Annotated in this window: 18 protein-coding genes and 1 pseudogene; 4 read left to right on the forward strand and 15 right to left on the reverse strand. The window is 40.8% G+C overall.

Annotated elements, in window-relative coordinates; all coding sequences use genetic code 11:
- Positions 1-126, forward strand: a pseudogene (locus JEQ21_RS09865) (IS110 family transposase); the annotation flags it as partial.
- Positions 127-317: 191 nt separating this feature from the next.
- Here JEQ21_RS09865 and JEQ21_RS02580 read toward each other — a convergent pair.
- From JEQ21_RS02580 to dnaG, 3 genes are read right to left on the reverse strand one after another with little or no spacing between them, the layout of a single operon-like run.
- Positions 318-641, reverse strand: a complete 324-nt coding sequence (locus JEQ21_RS02580) for a metal-sulfur cluster assembly factor (protein ID WP_199363839.1) — start codon at positions 639-641, stop codon at positions 318-320.
- 9 nt (positions 642-650) lie between these two features.
- Positions 651-1763, reverse strand: coding sequence for an RNA polymerase sigma factor RpoD (rpoD, locus tag JEQ21_RS02585; protein WP_196090831.1), 1113 nt, complete (start codon positions 1761-1763; stop codon positions 651-653).
- A 3-nt stretch (positions 1764-1766) separates the two neighbouring features.
- On the reverse strand, positions 1767-3533 hold the full coding sequence (gene dnaG / locus JEQ21_RS02590; RefSeq protein WP_199363840.1) for a DNA primase: 1767 nt from the start codon (positions 3531-3533) through the stop codon (positions 1767-1769).
- Positions 3534-3696: 163 nt separating this feature from the next.
- On the opposite strand from dnaG, the gene mscL reads away from it, so the two are divergent.
- Positions 3697-4071, forward strand: a complete 375-nt coding sequence (gene mscL, locus JEQ21_RS02595) for a large conductance mechanosensitive channel protein MscL (RefSeq protein ID WP_199363841.1) — start codon at positions 3697-3699, stop codon at positions 4069-4071.
- Positions 4072-4429: 358 nt separating this feature from the next.
- Here mscL and rpsU read toward each other — a convergent pair whose 3' ends face one another.
- From rpsU to JEQ21_RS02650, 11 genes are all read right to left on the reverse strand, one after another.
- On the reverse strand, positions 4430-4606 hold the full coding sequence (gene rpsU / locus JEQ21_RS02600; protein WP_000048054.1) for a 30S ribosomal protein S21: 177 nt from the start codon (positions 4604-4606) through the stop codon (positions 4430-4432).
- A gap of 69 nt (positions 4607-4675) precedes the next feature.
- A complete protein-coding gene (gene trmD, locus JEQ21_RS02605; RefSeq protein WP_199363842.1) occupies positions 4676-5416 on the reverse strand; it encodes a tRNA (guanosine(37)-N1)-methyltransferase TrmD in 741 nt (246 codons plus the stop codon).
- Complete coding sequence (gene rimM, locus JEQ21_RS02610; protein WP_199363843.1) at positions 5406-5924, reverse strand: ribosome maturation factor RimM; 519 nt, start codon at positions 5922-5924, stop codon at positions 5406-5408. Before rimM ends, trmD begins: the two co-directional genes overlap by 11 nt.
- Before the next feature lie 88 nt (positions 5925-6012).
- Entirely contained in the window at positions 6013-6255 is a 243-nt protein-coding gene (locus tag JEQ21_RS02615) for a KH domain-containing protein (protein ID WP_196090826.1), read from the reverse strand.
- A gap of 13 nt (positions 6256-6268) precedes the next feature.
- Positions 6269-6541, reverse strand: a complete 273-nt coding sequence (gene rpsP / locus JEQ21_RS02620) for a 30S ribosomal protein S16 (RefSeq protein ID WP_199363844.1) — start codon at positions 6539-6541, stop codon at positions 6269-6271.
- Between the two features lie 134 nt (positions 6542-6675).
- On the reverse strand, positions 6676-8415 hold the full coding sequence (locus tag JEQ21_RS02625; RefSeq protein ID WP_199363845.1) for an ATP-binding protein: 1740 nt from the start codon (positions 8413-8415) through the stop codon (positions 6676-6678).
- Positions 8412-9494, reverse strand: a complete 1083-nt coding sequence (locus tag JEQ21_RS02630) for a carbamoyl phosphate synthase small subunit (RefSeq protein WP_199363846.1) — start codon at positions 9492-9494, stop codon at positions 8412-8414. Before JEQ21_RS02630 ends, JEQ21_RS02625 begins: the two co-directional genes overlap by 4 nt.
- Before the next feature lie 35 nt (positions 9495-9529).
- Positions 9530-10333 carry an SDR family NAD(P)-dependent oxidoreductase gene (locus tag JEQ21_RS02635; protein WP_199363847.1) on the reverse strand — a complete coding sequence of 268 codons (804 nt, stop codon included), beginning with the start codon at positions 10331-10333 and terminating at the stop codon, positions 9530-9532.
- A gap of 1 nt (position 10334) precedes the next feature.
- Positions 10335-10856, reverse strand: coding sequence for a bifunctional pyr operon transcriptional regulator/uracil phosphoribosyltransferase PyrR (pyrR, locus tag JEQ21_RS02640; RefSeq protein WP_196090821.1), 522 nt, complete (start codon positions 10854-10856; stop codon positions 10335-10337).
- Positions 10857-11029: 173 nt separating this feature from the next.
- Entirely contained in the window at positions 11030-11665 is a 636-nt protein-coding gene (locus tag JEQ21_RS02645) for a Pr6Pr family membrane protein (protein ID WP_199363848.1), read from the reverse strand.
- Positions 11665-11997, reverse strand: a complete 333-nt coding sequence (locus tag JEQ21_RS02650) for a zinc ribbon domain-containing protein YjdM (RefSeq protein WP_196090819.1) — start codon at positions 11995-11997, stop codon at positions 11665-11667. Before JEQ21_RS02650 ends, JEQ21_RS02645 begins: the two co-directional genes overlap by 1 nt.
- A gap of 148 nt (positions 11998-12145) precedes the next feature.
- Here JEQ21_RS02650 and JEQ21_RS02655 point away from each other — a divergent pair, with 148 nt between their 5' ends.
- Both JEQ21_RS02655 and JEQ21_RS02660 read left to right on the forward strand, forming a co-directional pair.
- The gene (locus tag JEQ21_RS02655; RefSeq protein WP_199363849.1) at positions 12146-12778 is read left to right on the forward strand and encodes an MBL fold metallo-hydrolase; all 633 of its coding nucleotides are present in this window, start codon (positions 12146-12148) and stop codon (positions 12776-12778) included.
- A gap of 75 nt (positions 12779-12853) precedes the next feature.
- Positions 12854-13135: a helix-turn-helix domain-containing protein gene (locus tag JEQ21_RS02660; RefSeq protein ID WP_196090817.1), complete on the forward strand. Its 282-nt coding sequence runs from the start codon at positions 12854-12856 to the stop codon at positions 13133-13135.
- Between the two features lie 51 nt (positions 13136-13186).
- Here the strand turns inward: JEQ21_RS02660 and JEQ21_RS02665 are convergent.
- Positions 13187-14234, reverse strand: a protein-coding gene (locus JEQ21_RS02665; protein ID WP_199363850.1) for an IS630 family transposase whose coding sequence is annotated in 2 segments (ribosomal slippage) — positions 13187-13795 and positions 13797-14234 — 1047 coding nt in all. Because the reading frame shifts where the segments join, the coding sequence is not laid out codon by codon here.
- Positions 14235-14395 lie beyond the last annotated feature (161 nt).

Here is a 14395-nt window from a genome sequence, read left to right on the forward strand (position 1 = left end):
TTACAAATGGTGGAACAGTTGAGCAAAACTAAGCAACATTTTATCGAAAATATTTATTACAAGTGCAATACTCTTTCTTCTGAAATCAAGAAAGAAAATCTTAGCACCTCTGTATTCTCGTCAACTAGACTTTTTATGACTGGAACTAGTGTATCACTCCATAAAACAAAAATCAATATCTAGTGAAATATCTGAACAACGTACTATATATTGTGTTTTAAGTCATAGAAAGCAAGGTTCCAATTGCAAGCTAGCATCACACCCCCCCCAACATCTAGCGACAAAAAAAGCCGGAAAACTCCGACTTTCTTATTTTTTTATTTAATTCCCAAAGCAATTCGCGCGTAGCGACTCATTTTTTCGACGGTCCAGGCTGGATACCAAACAAGTTTAACATCCACCTTCTTAACTTCCTCCACTGGTTTGAGGGCATCATAAATTTGTGAAGTTAACAAGTCAGCTAAGGGGCAGCCCATGGTCGTGAGGGTCATATCAATTTCTGTATGGCCAGATTCCCCATCAAAACGGATTTCATAAACCAAACCAAGATTAACAATATCAATTCCTAATTCCGGATCCATGACGTCTTCCAAGGCATGGAGGATCTTGGTTTTAATTGCTTCTGCTTCTGTATAAGACATAGTTACTCCCTAATCCTCAATGAAATCACGTAAAGGCTTCGAACGACTAGGTTGACGAAGTTTACGCAAGGCTTTTGCTTCAATCTGACGAATCCGTTCACGCGTCACATTGAAAACTTTACCAACATCTTCGAGCGTCCGCATTTTTCCATCATCTAAACCGAAACGAAGGCGAAGCACGTTTTCTTCGCGGTCAGTCAGTGTGTCTAAGACTTCATCCAATTGTTCACGAAGAACAACTCGAGTTGTATAATCAACTGGGTTCTCAATGACCTCATCCTCAATGAAATCTCCCAAGTGACTATCATCTTCTTCACCAATTGGGGTTTCAAGAGATACAGGTTCTTGAGCAATTTTCAAGATTTCACGGACCTTATCAGGGGTCATATCCATCCGTTCAGCAATTTGTTCTGGAGTTGGGTCCTGTCCCAATTCTTGAAGCAAGGTCCGTTGCTCCCGAACCAATTTGTTGATGGTTTCAACCATGTGGACTGGGATACGAATGGTCCGTGCTTGGTCAGCAATCGCCCGTGTGATAGCTTGACGGATCCACCAAGTCGCATACGTTGAGAATTTGAAACCTTTGGTATGGTCAAACTTATCAACGGCCTTCATCAAGCCCATATTTCCTTCCTGAATCAGATCCAGGAACTGCATGCCACGACCGACATAGCGTTTGGCAATAGAGACAACCAGACGTAGATTGGCTTCAGCCAAGCGTTGTTTTGCTTCTAGGTCTCCTTGCTCAACTAAGATAGCCAGTTCTTGTTCTTCTTCATTGGTCAGAAGAGGTACTACCCCGATTTCTTTCAAATACATACGGACAGGATCATTGACTTTGGCAGAATTACTTCCCAGCAATTCCTCATCTGACAAATCCTTCTCCTCTTCCTCAGCTGCCAATACGCGTTGACTTGGATTTCCATCTTTGTCAGTTACGGCGATACCCGCATCCTGAATACGTTGTAAAAGATTATCAATCCCGTCTGCATCTAAACTAAACGGAATAATTAGGGAGCTATTAATTTCCTCATCGGTTGCGGTTCCGGAAAGCTTATGATTCCGAATAAACTCTGCAATTTGAACATCTAATGTTGTTACTTCTTTTTGTTTTTTAGCCATTCCTTACTCCATTTTTCTTTTTTGGGCAATCAGTTCATTTAAATCCATAGCAGCTTGGTCATGTTGACCTATTTGCACAGATGCTTGAATATTTTTGGCAATTTCTTTATTTTTTTGTTTATGCTTTTCCCATTCTTGGGTTTGCATTAATTGTTCAATTTCCTCATCCCCAATTTGAGGAGGTAAATTCATTTCTAGAATTTGGTACCACAGGCGATTAATCTCTTCTGTTGCTTCCCCCAAATCTTGGCTGGTTAGTTGCCCTTTCTCTAACAATAGCTGATAGAGCTGTTCATGATTCTTTTCAACAAAGTGAAAATTTTCTAAAAAGCGAAATTCATTTAACAAGGAGCTATGGTGGATTAAGCGATGAAGCAGTTGCCTCTCGGTTTGGGCCAACCTGCTCTGAGGGAGACGGACCTGCACCTCTACAGGAGCGATACGAACCTGATTTGCGGATCCCGCTGCTACTTGCACACGAGCCTGGGCAACCATCTGCTCCACCTGCACTTGGTCAAAAGCAGAAGCCTCTTGGATCAGTTTCCTGATATAAACTTCCCTCAATAAATCCGAGGTTAAAGCTGCAATATAAGGAACCAATCGCTCTACATAGGCCAATTGAGCCTGAACTCCCTGAAGATTGGACGGACGGTAATAGTCCATCAGAAACTCAAGGGCATCCATACGCGTTTCCTCAAGACAGGTACGTAACTCTTCTGAAGAATGGGCTTGGAGAAATTCATCTGGATCCATACCTTGAGAAAAGCGTACAACTTCAACTGGAAAGCCTTTTAATTCCTGAATTGCTTTCTCAATAGCTGCCTGTCCAGCACTATCTCCATCGTAGGCCAGAATCACAGAAGGATTATAGGCCCGTAAGCGTTGGACATGTTCAGATGTCAGGGCTGTCCCCATGGTTGCGATGACATTTCGAACACCGGAACGGTAGGCAGCGATGACATCCATAAAGCCTTCCATCAGGTAAACTTCTTTGCTTTTTTTAATATGAGGGAGAGCCTGATCCAAGTGGTAGAATTCAAAACTCTTATTAAAAATCTTGGTCCGTCTGCTATTTTTGTACTTTGCCTGTTGATCAGATTGATTTCCAAAAATGCGGCCTGAAAAACCAATGACTTGTCCCTTAATATTGGTCAAGGGAAACATAATTCGGTCATAGAAGGAATCAACTAAGCGGTTCTGCTCAATATGAAAGAGACCAGAATCTAAGTAGCGGTCTTCCGGAAAATCAAACTTTTGAACCACCCGTTCATAAAGAAACCCTCCTCTAGCAGGCGCTAATCCAATTCCAAAATATTCAATATCCTTGCGGCTTAATCCCCGCGATTCCAAATAAGCTAGAGCTTCTTTCCCCATCGTAGATGTCAGTAAAATGGCTTGGTAAAAAGTCGCAGCTTCTTGGTGTAAGGCTATCAAGTCTCCTTCAACTGAAGGTTTCTTAGTTGGAACCTGTCTAGAGGGAGCAATGTCCATGGTTTCGCCATTAAACTGAGCTACTTTGGCCACTGCCTCCATAAAGGGAATTCCATCAATCTCTTCAATAAACCGATAGACATCTCCTGACTTGCCGCAACCAAAACAATGGTAAAATTGTTTTTCCTGGTTCACGTTAAAGGAAGGTGTTTTTTCTCCATGAAAAGGACAAAGTCCTAGATAATTACGACCAGCCTTGGTCAAAGGAAGGTAGTCTCCGATGACATCCACAATGTTCACACGACTCTTTAAATCTTGAATATCTTGCGTTGAAACCATGTCCCCTCCTTCCGCTTATTATTCCTTCATTTTATCCTAAATAACCACTTTTGTAAAACAAGCCGTTTCTAGTTTCCCCTAAAAAAAATCAAGCAAATCCATTGTCTTTTTAATCTTACTTAGCTATAATGTATTCGTATCAAATAAAAGAATGGAGATTCTTATGTTAAAAGAATTGAAAGATTTCCTCTTACGTGGAAATATTGTTGACCTTGCTGTGGCTGTGATTATCGGGGCTGCTTTCGGACAGATCATTACTTCTTTGGTAGAAGATGTCTTGACACCAATCTTCTTGAACCCTGCTTTGAAAGCTGCTCAAGTTGAGAAAATCGCTGAACTTACTTGGAACGGCGTTGCATATGGTAGCTTCCTAAGTGCTATCATTAACTTCTTGATTATCGGTACTGTTCTCTTCTTCGTTGTTAAAGCTGTTGAGAAAGCTCAATCTATCGGAGCTAAAGAAGAGGAATCTGAAGTTGCTGGTCCAACAGAAGTTGAATTGCTTCAAGATATCAAAGCGCTACTTGAGAAAAAATAATCATCATAGAGGGCTGAGACAGACGTCTCAGCCTTTTTCTACTCAGATTCTATAAAGCACAAAATCTAAATCTCCATGTTTGATTTCAGTGAATCTAGGAGATTTATCAGCATGTAAAGTAGGTTTTGAAATGTATTTTATACTCATTATATTTCAAAATCTGACTATGTTAATCCTCTTCGCGAACCCTCAGTTCTTTCCTCATCGGATTGCCTTTTCAGGTTTCGAGTATTAATTTTGGTGTAAGCGTCCTTTAGACCTCCAACTATGTTGAATAATCTCTTTTGAACGAATAGGTCTTCCTTCATGGATATCTAAAATAGTAGAAAAAAGCAATCCGACTGGACTGCTTTCACTATTAGAATTTCTTACGTTTACGAGCTGCTTCTGATTTACGTTTACGTTTTACAGAAGGTTTTTCATAGAATTCACGTTTACGTGTTTCTTGAAGAGTACCAGCTTTAGTAACCGCACGCTTGAATCGACGAAGTGCATCATCTAATGATTCATTCTTACGTACCACTGTTTTTGACATTCCATCTCACTCCCTTCAAGTTAAAATCTATTATATTATACAGGAGTCGGCTACTGCTGTCAAGCTTTTTTACTTAAAGAGTTCATCAATATCACGATTTTCTTCAATTAATTGTAAAAATCGCTCCTCCTCTTTGGTTAGCGTATAGTCTTGAAGTAAATCAGGCCGCCTTTCTTTTGTTTTTTTCAAACTTTGAAAAAGACGCCATTGCCGTATACGCTCATGGTGCCCACTCATTAAAACGTCTGGAACTGTCATCCCTCGGAAATCGTAAGGACGTGTGTACTGGGGATATTCCAGAAGACCTGAAGAAAAACTATCATCTGTATGACTACATTCCTTCCCTATAACTTGTGGAACCAGACGGACTGTCGCGTCAATAATCGTCATGGCCGCTAGTTCTCCCCCTGTTAAGACATAATCCCCCAAGGAGATTTCATCTGTCACTAACGGTTTAATCCGCTCATCATAACCTTCATAGTGACCACAAATAAAAATCAGTTGTTTTTCTTTGGATAACTCTTCCGCATAAGCTTGATCAAAAGAACGACCTGCAGGATCTAGAAGGATGACTCGTGCTCGTTCACGACCTTGGATACCTTCAATGGCATCATAAATTGGTTGGGCTCGAAGTAACATTCCTTGTCCTCCCCCATAAGGTTCGTCATCTACATGACGAGCTTTTTCTGCCGCTTCCCGAAAATTATGATAATTCATGTCTAGCAAGCCTTTTTCTCGTGCCTTACCGACTATAGAGTGCTCCAAAGGCGAAAACATTTCTGGAAAAAGGGTTAAAATATCAATTCTCATCGTCCAATCCTTCCGGAACTTCAACGACTATTTTTCCAGCTTCTAAATCCACTTCTAGGACTACTGGTGGAATGTAAGGTAATAGCAAATCATTCTTCCCTTTTCTTTTTACGACCCAAACATCATTGGCACCTGGCTGAAGGATTTCCTTGATGGTTCCAAGCAGTTGATTTCCTTCATAGACAGGGAGACCAATAATTTCATGGTAGTAGAAGGCACCTTCTTCCAAATCACTCAGGTCTTCTATCGCAATTTTCAACTTATAAGTCTTATACTTTTCAATATCATTAATATGATACATGCCTTTAAATTTGATAATATCAAACTGCTTAGCCTTACGGTGACTGTGAATCTCTACCATTTGGACGAACTGATCCTGAGGATCAAACAAGGCCAATTGGCTTCCCTTTTTAAACCGCTCTTCTGCAAAATCCGTAACAGATAGCACCCGCATCTCCCCTTGTAAACCTTGGGTATTGACAATGGTAGCTACGTTTAAATACTCCATCTTACTCTCCAATTAAAATAAAAAACTGGGAACAGGGCCCCAGTAGTCTTAGCTTCTTCAAAAGTTCGAACGACTCCAAGTAACAAGATCACTCTTGTTCATCAATCACAATCCGAACTTTTTTTGAATCGATTGGGACCGAATAAACAATCGTCCTTATCGCTGAAATCGTCCGCCCTTTCCGACCGATTACCCGACCAACATCCGACGGATGTAAATCCAAATGGTACTCCAGAAATTCAGGCGTATCCTCGATACGAATGGTTAAGTGGTCTGGATGTGAAATCAGTGGCTTCACAATCGCAATAATGAGATTTTCAATCGTGTCCATAAGCTAACCTTTATTATTTAGAGAGTTTTGACTCGTGGAATTTCTTCATGATTCCAGCTTTTGAAAAAATGTTACGCACTGTATCAGATGGTTGTGCTCCATCAGCCAACCATGCCAAAACGCGCTCTTCTTTAAGAGTCACTTGGTTTTCTTCAACAAGTGGGTTGTAAGTTCCAACTGTTTCGATGAAACGTCCATCACGTGGAGCACGTGAATCTGCAACATTGATACGGTAAAAAGGTTTCTTTTTAGAACCCATACGAGTCAAACGAATTTTAACTGCCATTTTATAAATTCTCTTTTCTAAACTTTTTCTTTGTGTTAAGGAAACTCAACAATAGCTATTCTAACACCTTCTCAAACAGCTGTCAAGTTTTTTTCTTGACAGCTTTTAATTTTTTATTGACAGCTTTTAATTTTTTAATCGAATCCTGTACGGGTGTAGAAATTACGTAGATTCAGGCTGCGAATTTCAGGACTTCCATAGAGTTTGTCTGGATCCTCCAGTAATAGAACCTGGTCAATGAGCTCAGGAATCAGTGGTTCTAGATACTGTTTCATTCCCGCTTCCAAAGGACTATTGCTACCGACTAAGATGGATTCCTTCCATAATTCCTGTCCCAACCAAGGGTTCTGATCGGAATACAGGAAGACAGTGCTTGGATGCACACTTTGTTGGGCTTCGTTCTCCATTTCATAGCTCGAATAATAGGCTACAGCAAACCCAATCCAACCTTCAATTTCCTTATAGGTAGGAAGAATGCCCTCTGAAACCCGCAACTGCCAAATAGCCTCTTCTGATTCATTCCATAATTTAGCAATGCGGAGATCCGATAGACCTGCTGCCTTTGCTTGTCGAAGCAAGTCTAAATCTCTTGATTTTTGAACCAGTTCTTTTTCCAACTCAACGACAGATTGTAAGGCCTCTAAAAAAAGAGGATCTATATGCGTCAAGCCTTGGATATAGGAAACCGAAAGGCCACGTCTAAGCCCCTCAAGAAGATACAGCAAGCGGTCTGACTGCTGTCGAACCAAATGATCAATTAAATCCTCTTCACTCAATCGCTCGAGTGGAAAATCCAGCCGTGCTTCTAAAACAGCCAATCCTTTGAGCAAGCTGGCTTCCAAATTTCGAGCATAGGCATAAAACTGTCCAGTTGATTGTCGTCGGAGTGCACCATCAGCTAAATGGTCTTGGCTAAAATCCAAGGGGAACCGAGCCACCAAATAGTCCATGACCTGTTCTCCAGCCTTCCAACCTGGCATACTTTGAACAGGATTCCCTTCCAAAATGTGTAGCATCAATTCTGCCATGGGTAAGCGTAAAATTTGGCTCATCATCAAAGCACTATCATTTAATCCCAATCCAACTTGTAGAAGAAAAGCCTGCTGCTTCTGTGGATTCCAAGCAAAGCGTAAAGAGATCAGCCCTTGTAAACGCAAGCCTCGGGCCAAACGAATCGAATAATTCCGTAAAAACTGAATATCTGAATCTGACAAGGTTTGAGCTGGAAATACAATGGTTGCATCATCCCTGTGCAGACCAACAGGTTCAATATGCTCCGCAGTCCCCAAGATAAAACTGGAATCATAAGAATCACGAACCAGTACTAACTCGACTTCTCTCAAACCTTTCATTGGACTCTCCAGATAATAGGGGAGGGGTAATACCAAATCCTGGAAATATTCGTAAGCAGTTTGAAGTTCTTCTATATTTCCAACCGTTATCGGTTCCTGGCCATGCATTTGTAAGGAATCCCGAAGCAAGACAGGAAAAGTCAATTCCTGCATCCGATCCTGTATATCTTCCCAGCCATAAACCAATTGACTATTGGTCATATTCAGTCCTAATTGTTTCAATTGAGACTGGAAGAGCTCTGCATGCAAAAGATATTCTAAGGAAGCAGCAGGATAACTATGCCATCTTGATCTCATCTGCATCCAAGCTTCTAGTCTTTGAACTTCAATTAGGAGATCGATAAGTTCACGATCCAAAAACAGCGGGAAAATAGTGTACTCAGGATTTTCCACCAATGCAGCCAAAAGGGATTCTAAATCCCTAAAAGCATGGTGAATCCAGTTTTTATTTTTTTGTAGGAGACGATTGAGGGTCCGCTCCTGATTCTGATTTAATTCACTAGGTGTCAAAACAAGTTTCATTCTGAACGACCTCCTTGATCCAGTAGTGTGAAGAATTCATCCAGCAAATAGATAAAATCATGAGGACCCGGAGAACCTTCTGGTGAAAACTGAACCGATAAGACTGGTCGTCGACGATGGCGATATCCGATCACATATTTTTGATCTAAGGTCACATGTGTCGCGAAGAGCTGCTTGGGAAAATTCTCTCTTTTAATAGGATACTGATGATGGTAGTCCGCAATCAACACTTGATTTGTAAGAGATTCATACAGAGCATGCCTGCCCGTAATTCCATGAGCCAATTCTTCAAGCTCTGCTTGGTTGGCTAATGAGAGGAGCAGGTGACCTAAACCAACAGCTAGAATCGGATATTGGTCCTGAAGGGTTCTCAATGTAGCCAATAATTCATTCGTAGCCAAATAACGGGGGTCACCTGGTCCACTGGAAAGAACAATCGCATCTGGTTGGTAGTTGTGAATTCTATCCAATGGGGTATCAAATGGTAGGACAATGATGTTACTATCACGTTTGGAAAACTCCCGAAGTAGGGCATGTTTAACCCCAAAATCTAAGAGAATAATGTTTTTCCCTACACCTGGTACGGGAAAGGGGGCCCGAGTTGAAGCTTGTCTAGCATCATCTTTGGGAAGAACAGTCGCAACCAGCTGGTCCAATAGATGATGCAGGCTATCACCTTCATCTGCAATGGTAGCTTTTAAAGGACCTTCCTTCTGCAAAATTCGAGCCAAAGCCCGGGTATCAATTCCCTGAATTCCGGTAATTCCCTTTCCTTTAAGATAGGCATCTAAATCTTGTTTTTGTTTCCAAAAAGAGCTCTTGTGTCGATAATCCGATACAATCACAGCCCGGCAGGAAGGTTGGAGGGATTCATCTAACTCCCGATAAAAGCCTGAATTACCCACTCGTGGATAAGTGAAAGCTAAAAGCTGACCACTATAGGTTTGATTCGAAATAATTTCCTGATGGCCACTTGTATGATTAGACAGAACAATTCTGCCGGTGACATCCTGTTCAGCCCCTAAAGGCTGCCCTTCAAAGACTTGACCATTTTCTAAAATCAATAATCTTTTCGTCATCACTTACCTCCTCCCATTTAATTCATTCGTAGTTTTTATTTAAAATTAGCAAAACGCATGGTCAACCAGCGAGCTAAATTTGGAAAAAAGCGATGTCCCCAATATGCTAAGCGCATGGTAAACGGCATATTTACCTCTCTTGGCATGGATCCAGTTTTTAAAACCAAATTCGCTAATTTCTGAGCCACCTGATCGACATCCATTGCAAAGCGATCTACATTTTGAATGTAGTCCTGCATCGTTGAACTATGATCAAAAAAGGGTGTCCGAACAGGTCCGGGATTCACAACCGTTACTGCGATTCCAGAAGACTCTAATTCCATCTCCAATGCTGCAGCATAGGTATTTATTGCACTCTTACTAGCAGCATAGACTGAAGACTGAGGAGTTGGTAATTTACCGGACATGGAGGCCACAATGAGAATCTTACCATTGCCCTGCTTTACCATCTGTTGACCAGCAGCTTGGGACAAGACTATCCCTGCTAGGGTATTCAGTTGAAACTGATTCACTACTTCTTCCAGATTTATGTCTAAAGCTGGTTTGAAATCTCCTGCGCCCGCAACCTGCAAAACCACATCTAAGCGCCCCAATCGATTCAATACCGCTTCAACCATTGCTGGGATCAATTCCAATTTGGTCAAATCTAAAGGATAAACCATAACATCCGCAGAACTGTGAGCACTTAATTCTTCAGCAAGCGTTTCTAATTTTTGCTGGTTCCTAGCAACTAAAACCAAGGAAAAATTGGATTGCTGGGCTAATTTTCTAGCAGTAGCCTCCCCAATTCCACTCGAAGCACCTGTAATCAAGACAACTGTTTTTGAAAGCTGGGACACCTTACTCACCTTCGCTCAACAAGACACAGTCTTGTCCATCTAGCTCTGTTAATTGAACAGAAATCTTTTCTTTGGAACTGGTTGGAATATTTTTGCCAACATAGTCCGGTCGAATCGGAAGTTCACGATGTCCGCGGTCCACTAAAACAGCTAATGAAACTTTGTTTGGCCGACCACGACTAATGAGGGCATCGATAGCCGCTCGAATGGTCCGCCCTGTGTACAGAACATCATCCACTAAAATAATATTCCGTTTATCAACATCAAATGGAATATGAGAGGTGTCTTCTCCTCCCTTTTGATCATCTCGAAAAGGATTGGTATCCAGTTCACCTAGAGGAATTTGAATCCCTTCCAACTGTTCCAAGCGTTCTTGAATCCGCTTAGCCAAATAAACGCCTCTGCGTTTGATGCCTACCAAGGCAACTTGGTCTAAATCCTTATTGCGTTCCATAATTTCATAGATGATTCGTGTGATCGCACGTTTTAGCGTCACATCATCGACCACTTCCTTGACCCGCATATCTCCATTCTCCTTTTTTTCTAAAACTAAAAACCTCCTTATTCAAGGAGGTTCTACAAAATAAACTGCACCCAGTTTCTTCCATTCGACTCTCCTTGCCTGCCTCACAGGACAGAATTAAAGGAAATTTTTCTTAAACTAGAGTAGCATCTTTTAATCCTTTTTGCAAGAAGTTAGCCAATCTTGCCGGATTTTTGCCAAATTTTATTTTTAAAAGCAAATAAGAGATAACCTACGAGGAGGTAGGCTACAAAAATAATCGCTGCATACTGAAGCACATAGGTCCAGCCATACTCCGTAACATCCAAAAAGAAATAAGCAAACGGACTATGATCAGCGCCAGGAATCGGCCATTTCAAGATCAAACCATTCAGTAAGGCAAAAGCTAGATAGAAAATTGGAAACGAGGTCCAAATCCAAGGATCCACCAAGCGATATTGGCGAGCTCGATCCCAAACCAAGGTATCCACAACAAATGCTAGGGGAACCAGATAGTGAACCAAGAGATTTTTAAGAGTATAGAAATCCTCTGGGTCAACCGATGGTGATAAAAGTACATGGTAAACCACAAAAGTGATTAAAATAGCCATGGTCACACCAGCTTTAACCCGGTAAAATTCTTGTGTCCGACTATTACGCCAAGTCCAAAGTGTATAATACAGAAAGACCCAAACTAGGATATTGGACAGAACTGTATAGTAAAGCAACATGCCCCAGCCATCTTCAAAGAGTTCCAGACTAATTCCAATTGATGAAAGAATTAATAAGAGCAATCGATAACCAAGGATGAATTTTGTTCGAGCAGCCATTAAACTTTTTTCACAAACTCAGATTTCAACTTCATAGCGCCAAAACCATCAATTTTACAGTCAATATTGTGGTCGCCCTCAACCAAGCGAATATTCTTAACCTTGGTTCCTTGTTTTAAATCTTTCGGAGCCCCTTTAACTTTTAAGTCTTTGATTAGCGTTACGGTATCACCATCAGCCAACTTCACTCCGTTAGCATCAAGAGCAACAATTCCTTCCTCTACTTCAGCGTTTGGATCCCATTCGTAAGCACATTCAGGACAGACCAACAGAATGCCATCTTCGTAGACATATTCGGAGTTACATTTTGGACAATTTGGTAGAGTGTTCATTCTCTTCCTCCATCTTTCATTTTTCTACTTAAAACATTATAGCAGTAGACACTTAATTGGTCAAAATTTTCTAAGTTGTTCGGTTTTCTATTCTTTCTACAATTAGAATTTTACTAAGCATGATATACTTATAGTGAAAGGAGTTCCTATGCCAATTCATCAATCCTTTAATCCACTTGCTGGAGAAAACACCTATTATCTAGAATCGGAAACTGCGCTTATTTTGGTAGACCCTGGAAATGACTTGGAAACCATTCACGCCAAATTAAAGGCCATCGACAAATCTCTCATCGCCATCTTTCTCACCCACACTCATTATGATCACATTTTTTCATTAGAGACAATTCGGGAGGCTTATGACCGACCACCAGTTTATGTTTCCCCTCTCGAAGCTGACTGGTTAATGGACCCTATCAAAAATTTGTCCGGTTTAGCCCGTCACCAAGACCTTCCAGATATTGTTTGCCGACCGGCTGAATGTTACTTCGAAACCGGACAGCTACTCGACTTGGAAGACTTTTCTTTTAAAATCCTAGCAACTCCTGGACATTCAGTTGGTGGAGTTTCCCTGGTATGGGAAGCGGAAAATGCTGTTTTGACTGGAGACTGTCTCTTTAAGGAGACCGTGGGACGTTGGGATCTCCCTACTGGGAATCAGCAGATCCTGCTGAGCTCCATTCGGGAGCGACTCTTTTCACTTCCCGACCACTACCAGGTCTTTCCAGGTCATGGGGATAATACTACCATCGGTCATGAAAAAAACTACAATCCTTTTTTCTAAATTATCCTAGTTTTCATTGTTTTTACTTTTAAATTTTGATATAGTAAGGGCAATTACATATGAAGGAGCCGGTCAATGTTTGATAGTAAAAAATTAAAAAAACGTCGCTTAGAATTGAACCTTCGCCAAGAAGATATCTATCAAATCCTGGCAATTCCTCGTTCTTTGTATGCCCAATGGGAATCGGGAGCACAAATCCCAACCTACCAACAAGTTTTACAGTTGTCAAAGATTTTATCAGTTGAAGATACCTATCTGATTGATCCCAAAGATATTTTTAACATCTATCTTAAACTCTCCAAGAAAAACAAAAAAAAGGTAGACGAATTCGCCTACCATCTCTATAAACAGCAATAACAGCCAGTCCGTTTGGGCTGGCTGTTATTGTATACTCTTTTATACTTATACTCAGTTAAGTTCAAAATCTGAAACCAACCATTGTCTTCGGACAATGGTTTTTAAATCTTCCCAATGTAAACCTCTAATGACTGTTTCTAATTGATCGATGACCGCTTCAAGTGAAGAAAATACCTTATTCTTAAAGCCTCGTTTCCGAATTTCTGCCCAAACCTGTTCAATTGGATTCATTTCTGGTGTATATGGCGGAATGAATTCAAAGCCTATATTGCTAGGGATAACTAATTCCTGAGATTTATGCCATACTGCATTATCCATAATTAATAAGATGTAGTCATCTGGATACTGTTCAGAAAGCTGCTTCAGGAATTCGTTCATCCAAGCTGAATTACAGCCACCAGCTATTATGAAGAAAGATTCCCCAGTAAAAGCATCGACAGCTCCATAACAATAACGATATTCTCGAATATGGTGGCTTCCTACTATAGGACGGTGTCCTTTGGGAGCCCAAGCTTTCCCAAGTTTACTAATACGCCCAAAACCAGCCTCATCTTGATACATCACACGAACTTTGTTGTAGCGTCTACTGTGTTTAAAGCGCTTTCTCAACTTCCGGAATTTAGATTTTATTTTTAGACGCCTTAATAGTTTGGGCGTCTGCCTTTTTTGGGTGTTCTGGACGGGGAGTTATTTTTCGCCATCCGTGACGTTTTAAAAGATCGTAGAAAGCTACTTTTGATGTGCTTTTGTTAATTTTCTTTTGATAGGCTTGGTGTAAATGAGTAGCAGTAACAATCTCTCCAGCCTGAGCTGATTCCAATTCGTTCTCTAGAAATTCAGCCTCCTCTTCAAAGGATAGATAGGCGTTACGTCGACCTCCACGGCCATCTTTTGTTAGAGCGGACAAGCCATCTGATTCATATTTAGTTACCAAACGCCAAACCGTATCATGAGATAGATTAAGTAGTTGTTTAATTTCTGAGTAGGTTTTATCCTGGCTTCTAAAATATACGGCTTGGATACGTTTATGAAAAGAAGCTAGTGATTTATCTTTTAGGGCTGTTTCTAATTCTTTAATGTGTTCTGGTGTAAAAATCATAATACTATTATATTTCAGATTTTGAAACTAATCAAGTATTATCCTCATTATACTCTTTTAGTTTATCTTTTATTACTGTGTTAGCTCGTCTTGCTGTACTTTAGTACTGCCTGCGACTCGCTGCCTTGTACTAAAATCAAACTAAAAGACTATAATACTCA

Source organism: Streptococcus sp. 121 (assembly GCF_016458205.1).
In the GTDB taxonomy this organism is placed as follows: domain Bacteria; phylum Bacillota; class Bacilli; order Lactobacillales; family Streptococcaceae; genus Streptococcus.

Coding starts and splice junctions, on each gene's coding strand:
- JEQ21_RS02660 (WP_196090817.1), top strand. CDS start 12,854: ATGTTTGATAGTAAAAAATTAAAAAAACGTCGCTTAGAATTGAACCTT.
- JEQ21_RS02615 (WP_196090826.1), bottom strand. CDS start 6,255: ATGGACACGATTGAAAATCTCATTATTGCGATTGTGAAGCCACTGATT.
- JEQ21_RS02645 (WP_199363848.1), bottom strand. CDS start 11,665: ATGGCTGCTCGAACAAAATTCATCCTTGGTTATCGATTGCTCTTATTA.
- JEQ21_RS02580 (WP_199363839.1), bottom strand. CDS start 641: ATGTCTTATACAGAAGCAGAAGCAATTAAAACCAAGATCCTCCATGCC.
- dnaG (WP_199363840.1), bottom strand. CDS start 3,533: ATGGTTTCAACGCAAGATATTCAAGATTTAAAGAGTCGTGTGAACATT.
- JEQ21_RS02625 (WP_199363845.1), bottom strand. CDS start 8,415: ATGAAACTTGTTTTGACACCTAGTGAATTAAATCAGAATCAGGAGCGG.
- JEQ21_RS02650 (WP_196090819.1), bottom strand. CDS start 11,997: ATGAACACTCTACCAAATTGTCCAAAATGTAACTCCGAATATGTCTAC.
- trmD (WP_199363842.1), bottom strand. CDS start 5,416: ATGAGAATTGATATTTTAACCCTTTTTCCAGAAATGTTTTCGCCTTTG.
- mscL (WP_199363841.1), top strand. CDS start 3,697: ATGTTAAAAGAATTGAAAGATTTCCTCTTACGTGGAAATATTGTTGAC.
- rpsP (WP_199363844.1), bottom strand. CDS start 6,541: ATGGCAGTTAAAATTCGTTTGACTCGTATGGGTTCTAAAAAGAAACCT.
- rimM (WP_199363843.1), bottom strand. CDS start 5,924: ATGGAGTATTTAAACGTAGCTACCATTGTCAATACCCAAGGTTTACAA.
- rpsU (WP_000048054.1), bottom strand. CDS start 4,606: ATGTCAAAAACAGTGGTACGTAAGAATGAATCATTAGATGATGCACTT.
- JEQ21_RS02655 (WP_199363849.1), top strand. CDS start 12,146: ATGCCAATTCATCAATCCTTTAATCCACTTGCTGGAGAAAACACCTAT.
- rpoD (WP_196090831.1), bottom strand. CDS start 1,763: ATGGCTAAAAAACAAAAAGAAGTAACAACATTAGATGTTCAAATTGCA.
- pyrR (WP_196090821.1), bottom strand. CDS start 10,856: ATGCGGGTCAAGGAAGTGGTCGATGATGTGACGCTAAAACGTGCGATC.
- JEQ21_RS02630 (WP_199363846.1), bottom strand. CDS start 9,494: ATGACGAAAAGATTATTGATTTTAGAAAATGGTCAAGTCTTTGAAGGG.